The 23,726-nt window shown below is 41.8% G+C and carries 24 protein-coding genes; 13 read left to right on the plus strand and 11 right to left on the minus strand.

Annotated features, from left to right (window positions below):
* Position 1 precedes the first annotated feature (1 nt).
* From ACP14V_RS06935 to ACP14V_RS06945, 3 genes are all read right to left on the minus strand, one after another.
* The gene (locus tag ACP14V_RS06935; protein WP_272609909.1) at positions 2 to 1,471 is read right to left on the minus strand and encodes a hypothetical protein; all 1,470 of its coding nucleotides are present in this window, start codon (positions 1,469 to 1,471) and stop codon (positions 2 to 4) included.
* Between the two features lie 250 nt (positions 1,472 to 1,721).
* The gene (locus tag ACP14V_RS06940; protein WP_272609910.1) at positions 1,722 to 2,633 is read right to left on the minus strand and encodes a metallophosphatase; all 912 of its coding nucleotides are present in this window, start codon (positions 2,631 to 2,633) and stop codon (positions 1,722 to 1,724) included.
* The gene (locus ACP14V_RS06945) at positions 2,634 to 3,359 is read right to left on the minus strand and encodes a 5'-nucleotidase C-terminal domain-containing protein (protein WP_201741846.1); all 726 of its coding nucleotides are present in this window, start codon (positions 3,357 to 3,359) and stop codon (positions 2,634 to 2,636) included. It lies immediately after the preceding gene.
* A gap of 103 nt (positions 3,360 to 3,462) precedes the next feature.
* Between ACP14V_RS06945 and ACP14V_RS06950 the strand changes: the two genes are divergently transcribed.
* The 13 genes from ACP14V_RS06950 to ACP14V_RS07010 all read left to right on the plus strand — a co-directional run bounded on the left by ACP14V_RS06950 (position 3,463) and on the right by ACP14V_RS07010 (position 15,926).
* Positions 3,463 to 3,996 carry a DUF6913 domain-containing protein gene (locus ACP14V_RS06950; protein WP_272609911.1) on the plus strand — a complete coding sequence of 178 codons (534 nt, stop codon included), beginning with the start codon at positions 3,463 to 3,465 and terminating at the stop codon, positions 3,994 to 3,996.
* Positions 3,996 to 4,886 carry a 4-hydroxy-tetrahydrodipicolinate synthase gene (gene dapA, locus ACP14V_RS06955; RefSeq protein WP_272609912.1) on the plus strand — a complete coding sequence of 297 codons (891 nt, stop codon included), beginning with the start codon at positions 3,996 to 3,998 and terminating at the stop codon, positions 4,884 to 4,886. Before ACP14V_RS06950 ends, dapA begins: the two co-directional genes overlap by 1 nt.
* 106 nt (positions 4,887 to 4,992) lie before the next feature.
* On the plus strand, positions 4,993 to 5,829 hold the full coding sequence (locus tag ACP14V_RS06960; protein ID WP_136566247.1) for an outer membrane protein assembly factor BamD: 837 nt from the start codon (positions 4,993 to 4,995) through the stop codon (positions 5,827 to 5,829).
* 23 nt (positions 5,830 to 5,852) lie between these two features.
* Positions 5,853 to 6,179: a DNA-directed RNA polymerase subunit omega gene (locus ACP14V_RS06965; RefSeq protein ID WP_272609913.1), complete on the plus strand. Its 327-nt coding sequence runs from the start codon at positions 5,853 to 5,855 to the stop codon at positions 6,177 to 6,179.
* Between the two features lie 3 nt (positions 6,180 to 6,182).
* Positions 6,183 to 7,388 (plus strand): bifunctional phosphopantothenoylcysteine decarboxylase/phosphopantothenate--cysteine ligase CoaBC, encoded by a 1,206-nt coding sequence (gene coaBC / locus ACP14V_RS06970; protein ID WP_272609914.1) that lies wholly within the window; start codon positions 6,183 to 6,185, stop codon positions 7,386 to 7,388.
* Positions 7,381 to 8,271, plus strand: a complete 891-nt coding sequence (locus ACP14V_RS06975) for a DUF4835 family protein (protein WP_272609915.1) — start codon at positions 7,381 to 7,383, stop codon at positions 8,269 to 8,271. Before coaBC ends, ACP14V_RS06975 begins: the two co-directional genes overlap by 8 nt.
* A gap of 46 nt (positions 8,272 to 8,317) precedes the next feature.
* Positions 8,318 to 9,970 carry a DNA repair protein RecN gene (gene recN, locus ACP14V_RS06980; protein WP_272609916.1) on the plus strand — a complete coding sequence of 551 codons (1,653 nt, stop codon included), beginning with the start codon at positions 8,318 to 8,320 and terminating at the stop codon, positions 9,968 to 9,970.
* A 91-nt stretch (positions 9,971 to 10,061) separates the two neighbouring features.
* Positions 10,062 to 10,874 (plus strand): enoyl-ACP reductase FabI, encoded by an 813-nt coding sequence (locus tag ACP14V_RS06985; RefSeq protein WP_136566252.1) that lies wholly within the window; start codon positions 10,062 to 10,064, stop codon positions 10,872 to 10,874.
* A gap of 118 nt (positions 10,875 to 10,992) precedes the next feature.
* Positions 10,993 to 12,000, plus strand: a complete 1,008-nt coding sequence (locus ACP14V_RS06990; protein ID WP_272609917.1) for a glycosyltransferase — start codon at positions 10,993 to 10,995, stop codon at positions 11,998 to 12,000.
* Between the two features lie 89 nt (positions 12,001 to 12,089).
* Positions 12,090 to 12,962 carry a CdaR family protein gene (locus tag ACP14V_RS06995; RefSeq protein WP_272609918.1) on the plus strand — a complete coding sequence of 291 codons (873 nt, stop codon included), beginning with the start codon at positions 12,090 to 12,092 and terminating at the stop codon, positions 12,960 to 12,962.
* Complete coding sequence (gene coaE / locus ACP14V_RS07000; RefSeq protein WP_272609919.1) at positions 12,959 to 13,549, plus strand: dephospho-CoA kinase; 591 nt, start codon at positions 12,959 to 12,961, stop codon at positions 13,547 to 13,549. The genes ACP14V_RS06995 and coaE overlap by 4 nt, the downstream gene beginning before the upstream one ends.
* A 70-nt stretch (positions 13,550 to 13,619) precedes the next feature.
* The gene (locus tag ACP14V_RS07005) at positions 13,620 to 15,203 is read left to right on the plus strand and encodes a sensor histidine kinase (protein WP_136566256.1); all 1,584 of its coding nucleotides are present in this window, start codon (positions 13,620 to 13,622) and stop codon (positions 15,201 to 15,203) included.
* A gap of 9 nt (positions 15,204 to 15,212) precedes the next feature.
* On the plus strand, positions 15,213 to 15,926 hold the full coding sequence (locus ACP14V_RS07010; protein WP_136566257.1) for a response regulator transcription factor: 714 nt from the start codon (positions 15,213 to 15,215) through the stop codon (positions 15,924 to 15,926).
* 60 nt (positions 15,927 to 15,986) lie between these two features.
* Here the strand turns inward: ACP14V_RS07010 and ACP14V_RS07015 are convergent, their stop codons facing one another.
* From ACP14V_RS07015 to ACP14V_RS07050, 8 genes are all read right to left on the minus strand, one after another.
* Entirely contained in the window at positions 15,987 to 17,321 is a 1,335-nt protein-coding gene (locus tag ACP14V_RS07015) for a GntP family permease (protein ID WP_272609920.1), read from the minus strand.
* Positions 17,318 to 17,812, minus strand: a complete 495-nt coding sequence (locus ACP14V_RS07020) for a gluconokinase (protein WP_272609921.1) — start codon at positions 17,810 to 17,812, stop codon at positions 17,318 to 17,320. The genes ACP14V_RS07015 and ACP14V_RS07020 overlap by 4 nt, the downstream gene beginning before the upstream one ends.
* Positions 17,796 to 18,728 carry a tRNA (adenosine(37)-N6)-dimethylallyltransferase MiaA gene (gene miaA, locus ACP14V_RS07025; RefSeq protein WP_272609922.1) on the minus strand — a complete coding sequence of 311 codons (933 nt, stop codon included), beginning with the start codon at positions 18,726 to 18,728 and terminating at the stop codon, positions 17,796 to 17,798. Before miaA ends, ACP14V_RS07020 begins: the two co-directional genes overlap by 17 nt.
* Complete coding sequence (locus ACP14V_RS07030) at positions 18,725 to 19,495, minus strand: ion transporter (RefSeq protein ID WP_409557935.1); 771 nt, start codon at positions 19,493 to 19,495, stop codon at positions 18,725 to 18,727. The genes miaA and ACP14V_RS07030 overlap by 4 nt, the downstream gene beginning before the upstream one ends.
* Positions 19,496 to 19,563: 68 nt before the next feature.
* Complete coding sequence (locus ACP14V_RS07035; protein WP_272609924.1) at positions 19,564 to 20,892, minus strand: exonuclease domain-containing protein; 1,329 nt, start codon at positions 20,890 to 20,892, stop codon at positions 19,564 to 19,566.
* 18 nt (positions 20,893 to 20,910) lie between these two features.
* Positions 20,911 to 21,570 (minus strand): YggS family pyridoxal phosphate-dependent enzyme, encoded by a 660-nt coding sequence (locus ACP14V_RS07040; protein WP_272609925.1) that lies wholly within the window; start codon positions 21,568 to 21,570, stop codon positions 20,911 to 20,913.
* Between the two features lie 9 nt (positions 21,571 to 21,579).
* A complete protein-coding gene (locus tag ACP14V_RS07045) occupies positions 21,580 to 22,815 on the minus strand; it encodes a DUF1015 domain-containing protein (protein WP_272609926.1) in 1,236 nt (411 codons plus the stop codon).
* Between the two features lie 6 nt (positions 22,816 to 22,821).
* Entirely contained in the window at positions 22,822 to 23,709 is an 888-nt protein-coding gene (locus ACP14V_RS07050) for a 3-hydroxyacyl-CoA dehydrogenase family protein (protein ID WP_272609927.1), read from the minus strand.
* Positions 23,710 to 23,726 lie beyond the last annotated feature (17 nt).

The raw sequence follows: 23,726 nt of genomic DNA on the forward strand, positions 1-23,726 counted from the left end.
ATTATTGTTTGAACAATTTTACAACTTCACTAGAATTGTCATCATAAGTCAATTGAAGAAAGTAAAGTCCAGAGGGGCCTTTTGCGTTGGATAAATCCAGGGTGATCTGCTGTCCTCCGCTGATTTTCCCTTTGGGAACATTGTATTTGTATCCGCCGCCATCGGTAAGAATTGCTTTTTTGATAGATCGTCCTTCTAGTAAACTAACATTTATGTTGCTTGAGAAGGGATTGGGATACACGGCAACTACATTGTCAGCTCCGGCTAAAGGGTCATCACCTTCATCATCCTGGGCATTGGGGTTTTCCATAACTTCACGATTCACCTTACCGTTCCAACCCATGTCATCAAAAATGGAAAGAACAATGGGACCGGGATTATCAAAAGAGGCTCCTGTGGACAAAAATGGAACCATGAGTCCGTTGGGTCCACCGGCGTAGGTGAAATAATCCAAATGCGAATAGCTTGAGCCGGGCAACCAAATATCGGTAAGACCTGGAATTTCACCGCCTAAAATATCAGAATCCAATATGGTGAACACTTGGGCACCTTTACCTTGGGTAGTTCCTTTGATTCGGGGTCCTTTGGCAGTCAGAGGGCCAGAAAGGAGCACATCCCCCAACGCTGTGGTAAAATTACCGTATTTGTTTTCCTTCAAAATAGACTTCCCATCAGCTGAATGGGCCAATCGATCATAAATGGCAGGGAAAACGGGATTGGGAATGCCAAATCCATAATCTCCGATACCCGTTTCATTGTCAACAAATAGGGAGCCGAAGAAGCCTAAACCATGTCCAAGTTCGTGTAATACTACAGACTTAAAGTCGTACATGCCAGCAGGGGTATTTCCATCGGTGCCGTAATACCAGTTTGGGAAAACCGTACTGAAATTGGCCACGATGTCATAACTAGTAGGATTTAAATCCTCCCCTGAAAGCTTGTCGGCCAAGGCATCGCCATACCAGGTATTTCTTTCCAATCCGGGGGCATTGGCAAAAACACTGGTGGGTCCAGCGGAGCCTAAAACACCTTCATCCAAAGGTTGAAAAACAGCGGCAACATAAATTGGCACATCAGAAGACAATAGACTGGCCCATGCATCCACTGCAGATTGAAACGCTGTGGCTGCAATTATAAAATCTTCAATGGGTAGTGAGGGATCAAAATTGTAGTAATCTACAAAAATGGTAGCTCCGGTTGGTGCTTTTTTAGTGTTTGAAGCAGATTTTTGGTTTCCGTTCACTATGAGTCCTGAGCGTGCTTTGCCAATACTGTGATGGGCTGCCGCTGCAGCATCTGCCGCATGGATTTCACAGGCAATTTCGCCATTGCTGTTCATGGTCAACTCACTAATAGGTCCTGGGAGGGACTGTTGGCTTTGGGCCCATGAAATAGATGAGATCAGAAGAAAGCTAAAGAGTAGGGATAGAGGTAGATGTTTGGGGTGTGGGGTAAAAATCTTTTCTTTCATATAAAATGGTTTGTGTGAATCCTCTAAAATGTTAAAAATTTAACAAAAAACAAAACCTTTGTTTCACTTTTTCGGTTAAAAGTGCTTATTGAATTGAAAAGAAGCAGTTCATCGGATAAATAGTCGTTTTCATCCGGGTCATGGCCTTGTAAATTGAAGTCCAAGCCCAACTATCAATTGCATGAGGACGGTATTGTTCATTGAACATGATCTATTGATCATTGTTTATTGCCAATTAGACATTGGAAACCTAAACGGAAATGCTTACTCCTTGTGTTGTAGTTTTTTTGGCGGCATCAAAATAAAAATCGATTCGACCCACATTCAGCCCATAGCATCCTACTTGATTCACCAAAACGGAGTCGCCATTTTGGTTGGTGCGGACATCGGGCTTTTCCAAAAAAGTATGGGTGTGCCCCCCAATAATCAAATTGGTGTGATAGGTGCGTTGCGCCAGCTGCGTATCAGAAGGGCGTTGAGGATTTTCATAATCGTATCCCAAGTGGGACAAGCAAATGATCAGGTCACATCGTTCCTCTTCCTTTAGTTGACGTTCTATATCCAGAGCGATTTCAAACGGATTTAAATATTGGGTTTCTTTGTACAGACGTTTGGTCACAAGTCCATCCAAAGCAATACCGAGTCCATATACACCGATTTTAATTTCATCCACCACATAGGTTTTGAAGGGCTTCACATAGCCGTCCAGTACCGTGTTGGAAAAATCATAGTTGGCCGAGAGCATTTCAAACGAAGCATAGGGCATTTGAGCCAACAAACCGTCCACGCCATTGTCAAAATCATGGTTGCCGATTGTGGCGGCATCGTACTTTAGTTTACTCATCAGTTTGAATTCCAGTTCTCCGCCATAAAAGTTGAAGTAGGGGGTACCTTGGAAAATGTCGCCTGCGTCAAAAAGCAGTGTATTTGGATTCTCATTTCTAATTTGCTCCACTAAAGCTGCTCTACGGGCCACCCCACCCAAATTTGGATATTGGGAGTGCGAGTTTGGGAAAGGGTCAATATGACTATGTACATCATTGGTGTGCAATATGGTGATCTGCTTACTTCCAAAATTGGAGCAGGAATTGAGGCTTATACCGCCCATGCCAGCCAAGGTTGTCACTGCCGCTGTGTTTATTAAAAAATCCCTTCGTTTCATTTAATCCAATTGAATAAATCGATCATCAACAATAGCATTGAGTGTATCTACCTTCTTGAAATGATCAATGATTGCATTTCGCAAAAGGTAATCAATATCAGAAGTGGAAATAGTGTCCTTAAAAAATCCAATGCTGGGTCCACCCTGCACCAGGTAATCCGAAGTCCCCACAAAATAGGTTCGGGTTTCGTCAAAGGGTTTTCCTTGAATGTCCACAGATTCCAAACCACCTTTTTTATCCAAGACAATCTGCATACCCGCAATGGGATGTCTTCGGGTGGCGTTGACCAAAAAAGTGATGAGTTCCCGAACCGCAGAACCGCTCATTTCTACAATGGCAATGCGATTTTCAAAAGGCATGACCTCATATGCATTTCGGGCACTTACGCTTCCTTCGGAAATTATAGACCGGACACCTCCGTAATTGAGTACAACAAAGTCGAGGTCGTTTCCCGTTCTGGATTTAAAAATAGGAGTGGCTTCCTCCAAAACAATATCAGCCATTAAATTTCCCATGGAAGTATTGCGCTTGCCATCATCCAATAGAAAAGGTTTTGGAGCGTAAGCCAGGGCACTGTCCAGCACTTGGTTTATGCGGGTCCTGTATGGTTCAACAAAGGAAACAATGGAATCTACTTCATGGAGGGAAGCATCAATGGGAATCTGTTGTCCTTGGATTGAGGATAGTTGTTGAGTCTCCTGTTTACAGGAAAACAAAAAACCCATCGTTATAAATATAACAAATTGTTTTAATTTTAAAACGCTCACGTCTGTATCTTTGTCAAGTAATCTTGGTAGAATATTTACCTTTGTAAAAATGCATAAAATTATGTTTATAAGGGGTCTCCAAGATAAATTTAAAGTTAAATCAGGGCTCAAATATTTGAAGGAGGAAATGGAAAAGCCTCCCGTGCCTGTGAACAGAGAGAAGGGGATCACCAGTATAGGTTGTATTGTTGATACCGATAATTTTCAGAAAGCAGAGGCATTTTATGAGTTGATTGGTGATTTTTCCCTTAAACCCAATGCCATAAAAATCATTGGTTATAAGAGAGAGTACGATAAAAGTTCACCTTATGCCATTCAGATGTTCTCGGATAGAGACCTTGGGTGGAAAGGACAAATAGGAAATGGATATGTGCTTGAGTTTTTGGGCAGGGAATATGATATGCTCATTAACTATTACGAAGAGGACAATCTTTTGATGAAACTTTTATCGGTTAGGGCCAAGGCCCGCTTAAAAGTAGGGTTGGGCACCCAAGACTTAAAGGTCAATGATTTGATCTTGAGTACGCCACTGAAAGACTTTGAGTTGTTTAAAAGTGAATTAAAGAAATACTTGAAGGTTTTAAAAGAACTGTAATGGAACAATTGGTAGGAACGGGAGTTGCTTTGGTAACCCCCTTTACAGAGGATTTTTCGGTAGATGTTAACGCCTTGGAAAGGATTGTGGAACATAACATTCAAGGTGGAGTGGATTACTTGGTGGTCATGGGTACCACGGGAGAGTCTGCCACGTTGTCCAAAGCCGATAAACTTTTGGCCATGGATGTGGTTGTGCGCACCAATGCAGGAAGATTACCTTTGGTATTGGGTGTTGGAGGAAACAACACGGCTGCCGTGGCCGAAGAATTAAACACTTTGGACCTATCGGACTTTGATGCAATACTTTCCGTTTCACCTTATTACAACAAACCAACGCAAGAAGGCATCTATCAACATTTCAAGTTTATTGCAAAAGCTTCCCCAAAACCAATCATTTTGTATAATGTCCCTTCTAGGACTGGTAGTAACATGCTTGCAGAGACAACCCTAAGATTGGCCCACGATGTCCCTAATATTGTTGCCATTAAAGAAGCTAGCGGGGATATGGTTCAAATCGATAAAATCATCAAGGAAAAGCCCGAAGGATTTATGGTGATTTCAGGAGACGATTTCACCGCATTGCCCACCGTTTTGGCGGGAGGTTCCGGGGTCATATCCGTATTGGGACAGGGACTGCCTGGTCATTTTTCAAAGATGATGAACTTAGGATTGGAGGAAAATGTTGATGAAGCTTATCAAATCCACCATAAGTTGTTGCCATTGATGCAACTTATTTTTGAAGAAGGTAACCCAGCAGGCATAAAAAGTGTTTTTGAAAGTCTTGGCCTATGTAAGTCCACTGTACGCCTACCTTTGGTAGACGCCACACCCTCCCTCAAGAATAGAATTGGCGCTTTTTTGAAGGCAATGGATACGGCTCATGCCTAAATTTCGTTAAAAGTTGCCCAAAACCTTGGGGAATGGTAGTTGTACCTATTACTTTTGGATTTTAAATTCTTTTTTTAAATCCGTTCATTATCACTAATTTTGCAAAATGTTTTTGAAAATGAGGTACATTCTCCCTGTATTGTTTGCCATGGTTTTTCTTGCTTCCTGCAGTGAGTACCAAAAGGTGCTTAAAAATGAGGAAGTAAAGGCTAAATATGATATGGCCGAAAAACTCTATGAAGAAGGCGACTACAAAAGAGCCATTCGGTTGTTTGAACAGATAGCTCCAAAATATGTGGGCAGACCCCAAGGAGAGCGGGTAATGTTCTTCTTTGCCAATTGCTATTTCAAAAATGAGGATTATTATTTGGCAGGATATCAGTTTGAACGCTTCCTTAAATCTTATCCACAGAGCGACAAGATTCAAGAGGCAGGTTTTTTAGGGGCCAAAAGCTACTACATGCTTTCACCATCCTATTCTTTGGACCAAACAGACACAGACAAGGCCTTGGCAAAATTGCAGACCTTCATCAACACATATCCAGAATCGGAATATTTTGATGAGGCCAATACCATGGCAAAGGAGTTGACCTCCAAGAAAGAGAAAAAGCAAATAGAGATTGCCAAACAATTCAATAAATTGGGTGGATGGGATTATACTATTTTGGTATCTGCCATTACTGCATTGGACAATTTTGTATCGGACAATCCAGGCTCAATATATAGGGAAGAAGCGTTGTACTACCGTATAGAGGCCACAACCACTTTGGCCATGAACAGTGTTGACAGCAAGAAGAAAGAGCGATTGCAGGAAGCTCTGGACTCCTACAATAACCTATTACGTTATTACCCCGAAACACAGTTTAAAAAGAAAGCGGACGATTTGTCCGATAGAATCCAAAAGGAATTGAGTGCATTTAACACCATTTCCGATTCCAAATAACAAGTTTTTTAAAACAGTTGCATATGCAAGATTTGAAAAATACAAAAGCTCCGGTCTCTACAGTTACATTGAACAGAAACGAGTTCGATCAAAAGACGGAGAACATCTATGAAGCCATTTCCATCGCTTCCAAACGTGCCATCCAAATCAATTCTGAAATAAAAAAGGAATTGTTGGAAAAGCTGGAAGAGTTTGCTACCTATAGCGATAGTTTGGAAGAGGTTTTCGAGAACAAGGAGCAAATTGAGGTCTCCAAGTTCTACGAAAAATTGCCAAAGCCCCATGCCTTGGCTGTATTGGAGTGGTTGGAAGATAAAATCTACTACAGAAACACAGAGAAAGACGCCTAGAATATGTTGGGCGGTAAGAACATCCTTTTAGGTATTACCGGGGGAATCGCCGCCTATAAGACTACATTTCTAGTCAGGTTATTGATAAAAGCTGGTGCCCAGGTTAAAATAGTGATGACCCAGAGTGCCGGCTCTTTTGTTTCCCCGTTAACCTTAAGCACACTTTCCAAGAATCCCGTACTAACCGATTTCATCAACGAGGAGGACGGTAGCATTTCATGGAACAACCATGTGGAACTCGGTCTATGGGCAGACATTATGCTCATAGCGCCTGCAACGGCCAATACCCTTTCCAAAATGGCAAACGGGGTATGCGATAACCTTCTTATGGCTACTTATCTATCTGCAAAATGTCCCATCTATTTTGCTCCGGCCATGGATTTGGACATGTATCAGCACCCCACTACCAAAGCTTCCATAGAAAAATTAACGTCATTCGGTAATAATCTAATCCCAGCCGAATCTGGCGAATTGGCCAGCGGATTGCATGGTGAGGGTCGCATGGCAGAACCTGAAAACATTGTTCAATTTCTTCAGGACCATTTGGTTGAAGGATTACCCTTGAAAGGCAAAAAAGTACTTATTACAGCAGGTCCAACCCATGAAGCCATAGACCCTGTCCGATTTTTAGGCAATCGTTCTTCGGGCACTATGGGTTTTGAACTCGCCAAAAAGGCGGCAGATTTGGGGGCAGAAGTTATTTTGGTATCCGGACCCACGGGATTGTCCATAGAACATACCTCCATTAAATTGGTAAGGGTTACATCGGCCCAAGAAATGTACGATGCGTGCCATGCCCATTACCCAACTACGGATATTGCCATATGTGCCGCAGCCGTAGCCGATTATCGCCCCAAGCAAGTAGCCAAGGAAAAAATCAAAAAAGAAGATGGTGGTCTTACCATAGCACTTGAACGTAACCCTGACATCCTTTTGTCATTGGGAGAAAGCAAGGCCCATCAGTTTTTGGTTGGATTTGCGTTGGAAACCCAGAACGAACTGGAAAATGCCAAAGGCAAGCTACAGCGTAAAAACTTGGATGGCATAGTGCTCAATTCACTTAAGGATGATGGCGCAGGTTTTGGAAGCGCCACCAACAAAATCACCTTCATTGATAAGAATTTGCAGATAAAAACGTTTGGATTGAAGACGAAGCCCGAAGTGGCCTCGGATATTTGGGAAGAAATCATTGCACGAATCCATGCGTAACATTCTATTGTTCAGCCTATTTTTAATAGTTTCATTTGCGGTTCACGCGCAGGAACTCAATTGTCAGGTCACCGTAAATTCTGATCAAGTAGGGCAGACCAATCAACAGATATTTAAGACATTGGAACGTTCACTGAACGATTTTGTAAACAATACCAAATGGACCAATAGGGTCTATCGTGAAAACGAGAAGGTCAATGCCCGAATGTTCATTACCGTAACACAATACGAATCGGACCGTTTTGAGGCCAATATCCAAATACAGTCTTCCCGTCCCGTGTTCAACACTTCCTATGAGAGTTCTGTGTTTAATTACAAGGATGATGCTTTCAATTTCCAATACCAAGAATTTCAGCCCTTGGTGTACAATCCCAATCTGTTCGACTCCAATCTGGTAGGAGTCATATCGTATTATGTATACCTTGTTTTGGGCTTGGATGCCGATACCTTTTCTTTGGAAGGGGGCAATGATTTTTATAGAACGGCCCAAAATATTGTGACACAAGCACAGGGATCCAACTATAGTGGATGGAGCCAAGAAACCGGTGAGCGTACCCGCTTTGAGTTGGTGGACAACCTTTTGAGCAATTCTTTTAGGGAATATCGCATCGCCATGTATAATTACCACCGCAAGGGCTTGGATATTCTAGCCGATAATAATAGTACGGGGAAACAGGTCATTGCTGGAAGCCTTCGGTTGTTCGAGACCCTTATCAAAAGACGTCCCAATGCTTTTTTGATTCAAACTTTCTTTGATGCCAAATCTGAGGAAATCCAAAACATCTTTTCCGACGGCCCCAAGGTGGATATTGTAAAACTCAAGGAAACCCTGAACAAAGTGGCCCCATTTTATTCCAATACTTGGAACCAAATAAATTACTAGCTAAGTTCTCCAAAGACATTTATCTTTACGGGGAAAATTATCCAAATTGCTAGCAAATCTTTCCATCCAAAATTATGCGCTTATTGACGATGTCAATGTGACTTTTTCCAGTGGATTTACCACAATTACGGGAGAAACAGGGGCAGGGAAATCCATATTGTTGGGCGGTCTTTCCTTGGTATTGGGCAAACGGGCAGATTTAACATCGCTCAAGAACACCGAGCAAAAATGTGTGATAGAAGCTGAATTTGATATCTCCAAATACAATCTAAAACCGTTTTTTGCAGAAAACGACCTGGATTACGAGGATAATACCATTTTGCGTCGGGAAATACTGCCCAGTGGAAAATCCAGGGCCTTTGTCAATGATACCCCGGTAACCTTGGATGTGCTCAAGACCTTGGGAGAGCAGTTGGTAGATGTACATTCCCAGCACCAGACCCTTCGTTTGACCGAGAACGACTTTCAATTAAAGGTCATCGATGCTCTTGCGGATAATTCAGAAAACCTGAAGCACTACAAAACCCATTTGGCCCAACACGCCAAAGTATCGAGGGAATTACAGGAATTGGTCAATTTTCAATCCAATGCCGATAAAGAACACGATTACAACAGTTTTTTGTTGAAAGAATTGGAAGAAGCCAAGTTGCGGGCTGGTATGCAGGAAGAACTGGAGGATGAATATGAGCAGTTGAACAATGTAGAGCAGATCATGGAACAATTGGCTGCAGGATACCAGTTGTTGAATGAAGAACAATTGGGCATTTTGGGTCGATTGGCAGATTTAAAGCGAACATTCCAAAACCTTTCGGGTTTTGGTTCGGCATATGCATCCTTGAACGATAGGGTGCAATCCGTTTTTATTGAAACCGATGATATTGCCTCGGAACTGGAAACTATGAAAGATGCCGTTGAGGCAAATCCAGAGCGATTGGAAACCGTTAATGGACAATTACAGCAATTGTACGATTTGCAAAAAAAGCATCACGTAGCTTCTGTGGATGAGCTTATTGCGATTCGGGAGGAATTGTCGGTAAAAGTGGAGGCGGTTGCCAATATTGAATCAAAGATTGAAGCCAAACGAGCTGAAGTTCAACAAATCACCAAAGAAGTGGATGCTTGGGCGGACAAAATCAGCAAGGCTAGGAAATCGGTCATTCCAAAACTAAAAGATATGCTACAGGAAAACCTGTCGGCATTGGGCATGCCTTCGGCCAGCTTCAAGATTGAAGTAAATCAAACCAATGTATTTAAGATGCACGGGAAGGACGACTTGGTGTTTTTGTTCTCCGCCAACAAGGGGTCCAATTATGGAGAGCTGAAGAAGGTAGCTTCCGGAGGTGAACTTTCCCGAATCATGCTCACCATAAAGTCCATTTTGGCTGCATACGAACAATTGCCTACCATGATGTTTGATGAAATTGACACTGGAGTTTCGGGGGAGATTTCCAACAAAATGGGCGAGATCATGCAACGGATGAGCAAGACCATGCAAGTATTCTCCATAACGCATTTGCCACAAGTGGCTTCAAAAGGACAACATCAGTTTAAAGTGTTCAAGGAAGAGCAGGAGGGAGGCACAAGTACCCAAATGAAAAAGCTGAGCACCGATGAGCGCATTACCGAACTTGCAGAAATGTTGGGAGGGAAGTCATTGTCAGAATCTGCTTTGGCCCATGCACGGCAATTGTTGCAATAGAAATGCAAACAGAACACATTTGGGCAAAAAGCGGAGAACTTCAAAATAGAATAAATATCTTTGCCACAGAACCAACAATAGCAAAATACATATGGCGTACAATCTTTTAAAAGGAAAAAGAGGAATCATTTTTGGAGCTTTGGATGAAAATTCAATTGCTTGGAAAACCGCAGAACGAGTTCATGAAGAGGGAGGTACCTTTGTGCTGACCAATGCACCCATTGCCATGCGAATGGGACAGATAAAGGAATTGGCTGCAAAAACCAATTCAGAAATTATCCCAGCCGATGCCACCAACGAAGAGGATTTGAACAACCTTGTTGAAAAAGCCACTGAAATCTTGGGCGGAAAATTGGATTTTGTTCTTCATTCCATAGGAATGTCCGTGAACGTGCGTAAAGGAAAGCATTATACTGATGAGAACTATGATTTTACGGCAAAGGGTTGGGACGTTTCCGCACTTTCCTTTCATAAAGTAATGCAGAGCCTATATAAAGCCGATGCCATGAACGAATGGGGCAGTATTGTAGCTCTTACCTATATGGCGGCCCAACGTACATTCCCAGATTATAACGATATGGCCGATAACAAAGCGTATTTGGAATCGGTGGCCAGAAGTTTTGGCTATTTCTTCGGGAAAGAGAAAAAAGTAAGGGTAAACACCATTTCACAATCCCCAACACCAACTACAGCTGGACAAGGCGTAAAAGGGTTTGATGGTTTTATCAACTATGCCGAAAAAATGTCGCCTTTAGGGAATGCTTCGGCAGATGATTGTGCCAATTACACCGTGAGTCTGTTTTCTGATCTGACCAAAAAAGTAACCATGCAGAACCTGTTCCATGATGGTGGGTTCTCCAATACAGGGGTAAGTCAAGAGGTAATCGATGAATTTACCAAATAACTGACCTATACCAAAGAAGTTTTCGATGGTCACATCGAGCGCAGTCGAGATGTGTAGCACATATTCAGGATTTTTTAGGCGTTCTCGACTGCGCTCGAACTGACATTCCATACTTTTCATGAACACATTCGTTTCCATAATTGTTCCCGTATACAATAGACCTGATGAAATTCAGGAACTGTTGGAAAGTCTTTCCAGACAAACTTTTCGGAAGGATTTTGAGGTGGTCATCGTGGAAGATGGTTCTTCGGAGAGTTCGGAAGAAGTAGTTAAGACCTTTCAGGATAAGCTCCAGATTTCGTATTACTACAAACCAAACTCAGGGCCAGGGGATTCCCGAAACTTTGGCATGCAAAAGGCGAAAGGGAATTACTATATCATTTTGGATTCGGATTGTATTTTGCCAGAGCAATACCTTTCTGAAGTGGACAAGGAACTCCAAAGGGAATTTGTGCACTGTTTTGGCGGACCCGATGCTGCCGATCAATCGTTCACCACGGTTCAAAAGGCCATCAATTATGTGATGACCTCTTTTTTTACCACGGGAGGGATTCGGGGAGGGAAAAAGTCCGTTGGAAAGTTTCAGCCACGCAGTTTTAATATGGGAATATCCAAGGAAGCCTTTGAAAAAGCGGGTGGATTTGGACGTATTCACCCTGGGGAAGACCCAGATTTGACCTTTCGAATTTGGAAGGCAGGATTTGATTCCCGATTGTTTCCAAAGGCCCACGTTTACCATAAAAGGCGAATAGATTGGAATAAGTTTTACATCCAAGTGAATAAGTTTGGAATGGTACGGCCTATTTTAAACCTATGGCATCCGGGCACGGCCCGCCCTACGTATTGGTTCCCCACTTTTTTTATGCTTGGTCTGAGCATTTCTGTCATACTCGGATTGTTTGGGATTTACCTTCCATTGGTATTGTACGGTTTTTATTTTTTACTGCTGTTTGTTGATGCATTGCTCAAGAATCGGAACTTAAAAGTGGCCTTTTTGGCCCTATTTGCGGCATTGACACAGTTTACGGGGTATGGAATAGGTTTTTTCAAGTCCACAATCTTGCTTACTTTTAGTAATAGGGAACCGGAGGAACTGTTTCCCAAGCTGTTTTTTAAGAAAAAATAGAAGTGTTCAAAAAGCTATTGCACGGCCTCAATCAAAGAAAAGTGAAGGTTTTTTCACTGTTTTTGTTGTGCTCTTTTCTAGCTTGGTTTTTGAGTAATTTGTCTGAATCCTACGAATCCAGAGCCAATTTTGCAATTAATTACAGAAATCTACCGGATACACTTTTATTGGGAAAAAATTCTGAAAGTACTGTTGAAGCCAAGCTGAGAACCAGCGGTTTTCAGTTCCTGTATTTTAATTTTTTCAGGAAGCGGATAGATGTTGATGTGTCGAAGGCGGTATACTTGAATGGGAAATATGTATTGACCGAAGATGCCCTAAAAAAGCAAATAGATCAGCAATTGTCACAGAACATATCACTCTTGGAAATAGATCGCAATCAATTAGAGGTTGATCTTTATCAAGTGGCCTCAAAAGAAATTCCCGTGGTGCCAAGTCTGGACATGCAATTTGAGCAAAACCATATTTTGGATGGGAAATTGGATGTTTCGCCAGACCATGTTGTGGTAAAAGGCCCAAAAAATGAAATAGACACACTGCGAAGCATTCGGACCGCCCCCTTACAATTGACCAATTTGTCAACGGATTTTTCAAGAGAAATGTCACTGATTTTTCCAAAAGGGATGGACAATACCATTTTTTCAGTGGGGAGGGTCAATGTTTCAGGAAAAGTGGTGCGGTTTTCAGAAAAGGTTTTTGAAGTGCCCGTTCGGGTGATAAATTTGCCTGAAGGATACCAAATCAAAACCTTTCCCAGCTCGGTAACGGTACTTTGCAAGGCCACTGTGGAACGATTAAAGGAAATTTCGTTATCGGATTTCGAGGTGACCGCAGATTATGCACAATTGAATGGAGCCGAAAGAACCGTATTGTTCCTCAAAAAAACCAAGAGCCCTGAAAATGTGTACGATGTTAGGTTGCAAGAGGCAAGAGTCAATTTTATATTGGAACAACAACCATGAAAATTGTAGGACTTACTGGAGGTATAGGGAGCGGAAAAAGCACCATTGCACAAATGTTCAAAGATTTGGGGGTTCCAGTTTATGACTCGGATTTGGAGGCCAAACGACTGATGTCCACCTCAGATGAGCTTAGGGGTAAAATCATGGGTCTTCTAGGTGATGGGGCTTATGAAGGAAATCTATTAAATAGGGCATACATAGCTGAAAAGGTTTTTAAAGACCCAAAATTACTGGAACAACTTAATGGTATTGTGCACCCCGCTGTTAGGAATCACTTTTTGGATTGGTCATTAAAGTACGATGAGCCGTATGTAATTCAGGAAACTGCATTGATATTTGAAAACCAGTCCCAAGACCAATATGATTATATTGTGTTGGTGACAGCTCCATTTGATTTACGGCTGCAACGGGTGATGGAACGGGATGGAGCAACACAAAAGCAGGTTATGGAGCGGATGAAAAATCAGATGGAGGATGCCCAAAAAGTGGATTTGGCTCATTTTTGTATCGTAAACGTGGATTTGGAAACTACCAAAAGCAAGGTTCAGGAACTTCACGCCAAGCTTGCGGCGCTGTCTTCTTCATAATTTTAACATTTTTGTTAAGGTTAGGTTAAACGGCCAAAGGTCTAAATGTTAAATATTTAATTTTGACGCAATGAACAAGAAGCTATTCGTCCTTCTAGTCATTCTTATGAGTTTGTCCCTTACCGGGATAATATTCGTTCAGGTATATTGGATACGGACATCCATAAACGACAAGGAAGAGCAATTTTCAAGGACGGTCACGGATATTTTGGATAAGGTGGCTGGTAGAGTGGAGATGATGGAGATGAAAGATTATTCAGACCGTTTGGCTTCGCTCGTGGACAGTATTGGTCAACCTAAAAGCACACAGTTCAGGAATTTTTTGTTTGTTGACCGGGATTTGAACTCCGATGAGATTCTTTTTTATTCCCACGGAATTCTTGAAGAAGATTACAATATAACATCTACGTTCTTTGATAACATAGGCGGAGAAGACGATACAACTACGTTTAAAAACTATACCAGTAAACGTACCAAGGCTGTATTTAAGGAAGAGTATGGCTTGGATGGGAAGAGCTATAGTCTGACCCCCATCCAAAGAGCTGAAAAAATTGGAGGATTGTCCAGGATTGATAAGGCAGCATGGGAAGATGTCTTTATGGAATATGCCAAGACAAGACCCATTCATAAAAGAGTATCCAATCAAGAATTGGAACTCTTGTTGAGCCAAGAGCTGAAGAACAGGAATATTGATATAGATTACGAATATGGGGTCTATAGTCAGGGCTACCCCACAAAAGTACGGTCAAAGAAGTTCAAGTTTTCCGGTTCAAAAATGTACAAGGCGCCAATTTTCAAGGATAGTGAGGGGTTCACCAATTTTTCATTGCTGCTCACCTTTCCCAAAATGAAAAAATTCTTGTTCAGGTCTATAACGGGGATGGCACTATTGTCCCTCATATTCACTTTGGTGATTATGATCGCATATTCCAGCGCTATCTATCAGTTGATAAGGCAAAAGCAGATATCCGAAATCAAATCGGATTTCATCAACAATATGACCCATGAGTTCAAGACTCCCATCGCTACTATCAACTTGGCCGTGGAAGCCATTCGCAACCCAAAGGCGATAGAGGACAAGGAAAAAGTACTACGGTATTTGGGTATGATAAGGGACGAGAACAAACGTATGCATGCGCAGGTGGAAAACGTTCTGAGAATATCTAAACTGGAGAAGAACCAACTGGACATCAGTAAGGACAGGGTGGATGTACACGACATCATCGGCGATGCCATTGCCCATGTGGAATTGATCGTGCAGGATAGGGGAGGCTATGTAAATGCCCATCTTGAAGCCGAGAGATCTGAAATTTTGGCCAATGACATGCACATGACCAATGTAATTGTAAACATACTGGACAATGCCATAAAATATTCCCCTGAGCCGCCAAAAATTGATGTGTATACAGAAGTGGTGAAAAACAATATCATCATAAAAGTACAAGATCAAGGGGCCGGAATGAGCAAAGCCGTCCTTAAAAAAGTTTTTGAGAAATTTTACCGGGAGCATACCGGTGATATACATAATGTAAAAGGCCACGGATTAGGGTTGGCCTATGTAAAAAGAATAACAGACGACCATCAAGGAGAGGTTTATGCAGAAAGTGAAAAAGGAAAAGGAAGCACATTCTTCATAAAACTCCCCCTAATTTAAAAGCAAACTATGGAAACAGAGAAAAAGAAGATATTATTGGTAGAGGATGACCCTAACTTTGGGATTGTTCTTAAAGACTATTTGTCCATGAACGATTTTGAAGTGGTTCTGGCCAAAAATGGTATGGAGGGTTTTGAGAAATTCAAAAAAGACAACTATGATGTCTGTATCTTGGATGTGATGATGCCTTACAAAGATGGGTTTACCCTAGCAAAGGAGATTCGTGAGAAGAATGAGAATGTTCCTATCATTTTCCTTACTGCCAAGACTATGAAAGAAGATGTGCTCAAGGGATATAAGGCCGGTGCCGATGACTATTTGAACAAGCCCTTCGATTCTGAAGTGTTGTTGATGAAACTTAAAGCCATACTTCAACGAAAAGCATCCAGTACCTTGGCAGACAGCAAGCAGTTTGAGTTCCAAATTGGAAATTTCCACTTGAACTCTAAATTACGCTTCTTGAAATTCAACGATGAGGAGCCTATTAAACTTTCGCCCAAGGAAAATGAACTGTTACGTTTATTGGCATTGCATGAGAATGACTTAATGCCAAGGGAATTGGCGTTGACCAAAATTTGGAGAGACGATAATTACTTTACCTCAAGAAGTATGGATGTGTACATTGCCAAACTCAGAAAATATCTGAAACGTGATGATACAGTGGAGATCCTGAATATTCATGGTGAAGGTTTCAGATTGGTGATTAAAGCTGAGAACCAATAAAAGAAATACTATTTTTTAATAGTAAGCCGCCCAAAGGGCGGCTTTTTTATTGTATGATATTTAGGCAAATAGGTACACCAAGGATACGGATAACATTCCTACAATCGACAAAATTGTGGTCATTACTGTCCATGATTTAAAGGTCTCCTTTTCAGTAATGCCCAAATATTGTCCAACCAGCCAAAAGCCACTATCATTTACATGGGAAAAAATGCTTGCCCCAGACGCAATGGAAATTACCATGCAGGCCAATTGCAACGAATTTAAATCAGTATGGATAAGTAAAGGCGAAACCAGTCCTGCGGCAGTAATCATGGCTACAGTGGATGATCCTTGGATGACCCTAACAATGGCTGCACTTATATAAGCAAAGATAAGTACAGGGATTCCTGCATTGCCCAACGATGTTGCCAAAAGCTCTCCTGCCCCAGTATCGGTCAGTACCTGTTTGAATACCCCGCCGGCCCCTGTCAGTAAGATAATGGTTCCTGCTGGGGCTAAAGATTTTGTGGTAATGTTTAAAAGTTGTGATTTGGAAAATCCTTTTCGGATTCCAAAAACATACCATGCCAATAGATTGGCTATGATCAACGCTGAAAAGGGGTGTCCAATCAAAGCGATAAAATTCAAGATTGTTTCATTAATACCAAATGCTCCCGTTGACAGTATGGTATTGGTTAGAATCAACAAAATGGGTAGGCCAATAATAAACAGTGTTTGTCCAATAGGAGGGAGTTGGGTTGGATTCTTGTCCTCTATCTGTTTAGGTGCTTCAACAAATATTTTTTTTGATATGTACTTTCCGAAAAGAAGGCCAGCAAATAGGGCAGAGGGAATTCCAGCAAAAAAACCCATTAAAATGACCCATCCTAAATCGGCCCCTATAATGTCGGCAACTGCAATGGGTCCTGGAGTGGGTGGAATAAAAGCATGGGTGATGGCCAGTCCGGCAAGCAATGGAATGGCATATAACAATAATGACTTTCCTGTTTTTCGTTGCAAGGCATAGATCATGGGAACCAAAATGATGAAGGCCACATCAAAAAAAACAGGGATGGCGATTAAAAACCCGGAAACGGCCATGGCCGATGGGGCATTTTTTAATCCAAATTTGGAAACCATAAAGTCTGCAATGGTTTTGGCGCCGCCCGAAGCTTCCAAAATTCCTCCGAACATGGCGCCGAGCCCTACCACGGTTGCAACAAACCCCAATGTCCCACCCATTCCTGTTTGGATGGTGGCTATGATTTGTTTGGCATCCAGACCAGCAATAAGCCCTACTACAATGCTGCCTATCAATAGGGATACAAAAGCATGGATGCGAAGCTTTAGAATTAAAAAAAGCAGTACGGATATACCAACAATGACCGCAAGAAGTAAATTGACTTCAATCATTTGAGCTGTCTTAGGATTTCTTCTACGATTTTATTTGATTCTTGTGCAATGGACACGGTGATTGCCTTTGAAGGGGGCTCAAGGGTTTCGAACTGTGATTTTAATAACCCAAGTGGCATGAAATGGTCTTTTCTGCTCGCCAAACGCGATTGTATCAAATCAAAAGAACCATCCAGATAGATAAACTTAAGTTGTTGGCCCATTCCCGATTTTAGGATGCTTCTATAGGCTTTCTTTAGTGCCGAACAGGCTATAATCACTCCTGAGTCTTTATGCTCCAGAGCCAAAGCGTTCAACCGTAAAAGCCAACCTTTCCGGTCTAAATCGTTCAATGGAATTCCAGATGACATTTTTTGAATGTTCGCTTCAGGATGAAAATCATCTCCATCAAAAAAAGGATAACCTAACTGATCGGCAAGCAATTTGCCAATTGTGGTTTTTCCAGTACCACTGACGCCCATAACAACAAGGACTTTATTGTTCTTGACCATGACATATGTTATTTAGTTGGTCTGAAACTGCCTTAAAGATGTTTTTAGGTTCTGTTTTGTGGTCCACCCAGAGTATATTTTGATTTTTCCGCAGCCAAGTCAGTTGCCGTTTGGCAAAACGCCTTGTGTTCTTTTTGATTTCTGAAACAGCAGTGTCCAGAGGACAATGTCCGTCAAGATATTCAAAAAGTTCTTTGTAGCCAACCGTTTGTAGGGCGTTCAGATGCTTGTACGGATGCAACTTTTGTACTTCCTTCAACAAACCAGCCTGCATCATAAGGTCTACCCGGGTGTTGATGCGTTTGTATATGACCTCTCTTGGCGCTTCTATGCCAACATAAAGGGCCTTGAACTCTCTTTTGGGTTTGGATTGATTCAAGAACGTGGAATAGGGTTTGTTTGCCATAATGGAAACTTCCAAGGCTCTAATCAACCGATGTGGGTTTTCAATATCCACGATTTTATAGTAGGACGGGTCTCTTTCCTTTAATTCCTCTTGCAGGGAATTTAGTCCCTCTTCATCCAACTTTTGATTCAAGGATTCCCTGATTTTGGGGTCTACTTCTGGAAATTCATCCAATCCGTTCACTACGGCATCCACATACAAACCGCTTCCTCCGACCATTATGGCAACATCTTGCTTTCGAAACAGCTTACTCAATAATTCAATGGCATCTTTTTCAAAATCCCCAACGGAATAAGGATCAAAAATGCTTTTATGTTGAATGAAATGGTGCACAGCGGCCTTTAATTCCTCTTTGGAAGGCACTGCAGTACCTATTTCCATTTCCTTAAAAAATTGCCGGGAATCAGCAGATATGATTTCGGTGTTAAAATGTTGGGCCAATCCAATACCCAAGGCAGTTTTTCCTATGGCAGTGGGCCCCACTACCGCTATGAGTACCTTGCAGTTCATAACGTATGGCCACAATTATAACAATGGGTAGCGTCATCTCGATGCCCTTCTGCGGAGCAGCTTGGGCAAGCTTGTGTGTTTAGATGTACCATTTTCTTGGCTCCTTCTATTTCTTTTTTATTTCGAGAGAACTCTGCGGTAACAATGCCTGTGGGAACTGCAATGATTCCGTAACCTAGTATCATGATTATCGTAGCTAGGAACTGTCCTAAACTTGTCTGTGGGGTAATATCGCCAAAACCTACGGTGGTGAGGGTTACAATGGTCCAATAAATGCTTCGGGGAATGCTGGTGAAACCTGAATCATCTCCTTCAACAAGATACATTAGAGTGCCTAAGATTACTGAAAGTATCAGTACAACATAAATGAAAACGGCTATTTTGGTACGGCTGGCTTTTAAAGCTGACTGTAATTGGGAAGCTTCCCCAATAAACTTCACCAATTTTAATATCCGGAAAATACGCAGTAATCGGAATGCCCTAACCGCTAACAATACCTGCGAACCTGCCAAAATATAGCTTAAATACAATGGAATAGTGGATACAAAATCTATGATGCCATAAAAACTGAAAATGTATTTCCATGGCTTTTTAATACTGACTATACGGGCTATATATTCTAGTGAAAAGAAGATGGTTACGCACCACTCCAAGGCTAGTAAAATTTGATGGTAACGTTCGTCTATTTCCTTGACGGTTTCCAACATTACCAGAATTACACTGAGGATAATCAGGAAAAATAGGACCATGTCGAACAATTTTCCCATTGGGGTGTCCGCCTCATAAATAATTTCATGAAGTTTATTTTTCCATCCAGAATGTGCGTTCTGCTCTTTCAAGTTGAAGGAGTTAATGCTATGGTCTTGATTCTATTTTTCTTTCTTAAAAAGGATTCAATGATAAAAGTAGTGTTCTCATCGCTGCTCATAGGAGTCATTATGGATTCCAATATATGAATATTATTCATTTGATGATTCAATTCCACATACCCAAAACCTTGTAGATGACCATTTTTAATGAGCAAAAAGCTACGCTCCCCTGTTTCCCGTCCACGGTCTACCAAAGCAACATTCTTTTCCAAAATACTGTATTTGTCCAACACCTCCATTATCCTTTCATTGCATTGTTGAGGATTGACATCAACTCCATTTTCGGGTGTTTTTGCAAAAGAAGAAGAGCAAAGATTAAACTCAGACTGTATTCTTTCCAAAAAGTTCTTGGCTGAAACAGCACCACTGAACCCCATTTTTAGTTTAGCCTTAGAGCTGCCGTTTTCTATGCCAACAAGAATATGATCAGAGCCATTCTTGCTAAAACTCACCACATGCGAAAAAAGATTTCTTTTGGTAATGTTGTTATGTCGCGGGTTGGTTTTTTGCAATTCTTGATATTCTTTAAGGAGTGCAATGAGTTCACTTCCCGTAGGTTCATACGTGACTCTTTTGGTCTCTTTTTGCAATCTTCTTGCGAGACTGCCCACGTTGGTAAAATGTTGGTTGACTCTTTTTTTGATGTTTGTGGTCTTCCCAAGAAAAATGATTTCCCCCTCTTTGTCGTGCATGTAGTACACCCCTGTTTCGGAGGGTAGGGAAGTGACCATGTCCAATTGGTTGTGGGATAGTTCCCCGTGTGCCGCTTCCCGGATAACCTCTTGGATGATGCCTTTGCCAGAATCCTTGTTCAGTAGTAATTTAAAGAGTTTCAGGGTAGCTATGGCATCTCCATTGGCCCGATGCCTGTCGCTCATGGGAATACCCAAGGAGCGGGCAAGTTTGCCCAAGCTATGAGATTCGGCTTCAGGGATTAATTTTTGGGAGAGATCAACTGTACATAGCGTTTTTCGCTGATAGTCGTACCCTAATCGTCTAAATTCTGTCCTAAGAATACGATAATCAAACTGGGCATTATGAGCCACCAAAGTGGCGCCATCCGTAATCTCAACAATTCGTTTGGCCACCTCATGAAATTTTGGGGCGGAACGGAGCATTTTATCGTTGATTCCGGTTAGTTTTGATACAAAAGGCTGAATTTCCCGCTCTGGATTGATCAAGCAGATAAACTTGTCCACCACTTTATGCCCATCGAACCGATGAATGGCAATTTCCATGATGCCTTCTTCATTGTATTTTCCTCCTGTGCTTTCAATGTCGAGTATGGCGTACATGAAACTGTATTGGTGTTTTTAGGAATAGTTTCTAACTCCAAAGATACTACTTCCAATGCGTACCATGGTGCTGCCTTCTTCAATAGCCACGGAGTAATCTCCGCTCATACCCATGGATAGCACTGAAATATTGGGAAGTTCCTGCTTAAGCTTTTCGAAAATGGATTTAAGGTTTGAAAATTCTTTTCGAACCTGGTTTTGGTTTGAAGTAAAGGTAGCCATACCCATCAATCCCATAATCTTTACGTTTTCCATGACTTTGAATTCTTCGGACTGAATAAGTTCCTTTAATTCCGCTTCATCCAACCCAAATTTAGTGTCTTCCTCTGCAATGTGCATTTGCAAAAGACAAGGAATCACCCGATCATGCTTCTGGGCTTGTTTGTCTATTTCCTTTAATAAGCGAAGACTGTCCACTCCGTGGATCAAGGATACGAATTCGGCCATGTACTTGACCTTATTGCGCTGTAAATGCCCGATCATATGCCATTCAATGTCCTTGGGGAGCACCTCCCATTTTTGGGTCATTTCCTGTACTTTGTTTTCACCAAACACCCGCTGTCCGGCTTCATAGGCCTCCAAGATGGCTTCATTGGGCTTGGTTTTGGAAACCGCTACCAAGGTTACTCCATCGGGTAATTCTGTTTTTATGTTTTTAAGCTGTTCTTTAATCGACATAAAGACGTATTATAATTCGTAAATAGCCAATCCGCTCCTTAGTTTGGGTTCAATATAGGTGCTCTTGGGCGGCATTACCAAACCTGCGTCGGCAATAGACTTTATTTCTTCAATAGTAATGGGCACCAAGCTGAATCCCACGGCAAATTTACCTTCATCCACACAGTCCTTCATTTTAATAAGGTTGTGCTTGCCGTAGCCGTAGGAAATCCGTTTGTCGTTTCTAAGGTCCGTTATTCCCAAAATAGGCTCAAGAATGGTCTTGAACAAGATTTGGGTGTCCAATTTACTCAGTGCATCGGTAAAAGTATAATTGGTCCTTCTAAGGTAGAGCGAATAGAACTCACCTTCCAAATACATGCTAAAATGATGCTTCTTGGTAGGTTTGTAGAGGCCATCTTCCCGTTTTTCAATTCGAAAATGCTCATCCAGTTTGATCAAGAATTCCTTTTTGGTATGATCATTCAAATCTTTGACCATACGATTGAACTCATAAATCTTGATTTGGGATTCAGGAATGAGATAAGCCATAAAGAAATTGTAGGCTTCCTGACCTGTATGCACTTTGTTTTGGCCTTCCATTTTTTTTGCCAACAGGTTGGATGAAGCGCTACGGTGGTGACCATCAGCAATATAAAGGGCATCCATTTGGGCAAAGGCAGCCTCTAAACTTTTGATGGTTTTCTTATCTGAAATTTTCCAAAGCTTATGGCTAACCCGGTCCGTAGTGGAAAAAGCGTATTCGGGTTGTTTTTGGACTTCTTGTTGAAATATGGCGTGAATGAAATCATTATCCGTGTAGGTCATCAGCACAGGCTCAGCATTAAAACCAACGGTGTGCAGATAGTCTGCGAACAACCGCTCTCGATGTTGAATGGTGTCTTCATGCTTTTTGATGACATCCTTTCTATAATCGGCAACGCTGCAGGCGCAGAAGAACCCAAGGCTTTTAAAATCCCCTTTTCCTATTTGGTAGAGATAAAAACAAGCTTGATCATCTTTTTGGAAAATATGTTCCTCCAAAAACTCCAAATACCGATTGTGCACCAATCGAAACCGTTCTTTCCCAGTAATGCTCTTATCAAACTTAAACCCTGGATTGATGATGTGCAGAAAGGAGAAAGGGTTGTATTTTAGTACAGACTTCAACTCGTCTTTGGGATATTCCTCGTAGGAGCGTGAAGCCACAAAAGAGACCTTATCCTTGGTTGGTCTTATGGCCTTAAAGGGTTTTACTAGGGCCATTTTTCATTATTTGAATTGAGCCGAAACATGTTCCGCTTTTCGGGACTCGGAATAATCATAAAAACCTTCCCCTGATTTTACGCCCAGTTTTCCTGCCATGACCATATTCACCAATAGGGGACAGGGAGCATATTTTGGGTTTTTAAACCCGTCGTACATCACATTCAATATGGAAAGACAGACGTCCAGCCCAATAAAATCGGCCAATTGCAATGGTCCCATGGGATGGGCCATGCCCAACTTCATCACAGTGTCTATTTCCTGAACACCAGCTACACCATTGTAAAGTGTTTCAATGGCCTCGTTGATCATGGGCATAAGAATCCGATTGGCCACAAAACCGGGGTAATCGTTTACCTCAGTTGGGGTTTTTCCCAACTTTTGGGAAAGTTCCATTATGGTTTGGGTCACCGCATCAGAAGTATTGTATCCACGGATGATTTCCACCAATTTCATAATGGGGACAGGATTCATAAAGTGCATACCAATGACTTTGTCCGGACGTTGTGTGGCTGCACCAATCTGTGTGATGGAAATGGAAGAGGTATTGGTAGCCAAAATAGTGCTTGCTTCGCAGGCCTCATCCAAATCCTTAAAAATCTTGAGTTTGATGTCCAGGTTTTCCGTGGCGGCCTCTACTACCAAGTCCACTTGGGAAACCCCTTTGTTCAAATCTGTATAGGTGGAGATATTGGCCAGGGTGGTCTCTTTATTCTTTTGGTCGATAACCTCTTTGGCCAACATTCGGTCCAAGTTTTTGGTGATTGTGGCAATCCCTTTGTCCAGGGAGGCTTGCGAAATGTCGATAAGATTGACTTGGAATCCATTTTGGGCGAAAACATGGGCTATTCCGTTGCCCATAGTTCCTGCACCGATGACTGCTATGTTTTTCATGGTATTTGGATTGAATG

This window comes from Flagellimonas alvinocaridis, from assembly GCF_965248585.1.
GTDB classification, from domain to species: domain Bacteria; phylum Bacteroidota; class Bacteroidia; order Flavobacteriales; family Flavobacteriaceae; genus Flagellimonas; species Flagellimonas alvinocaridis.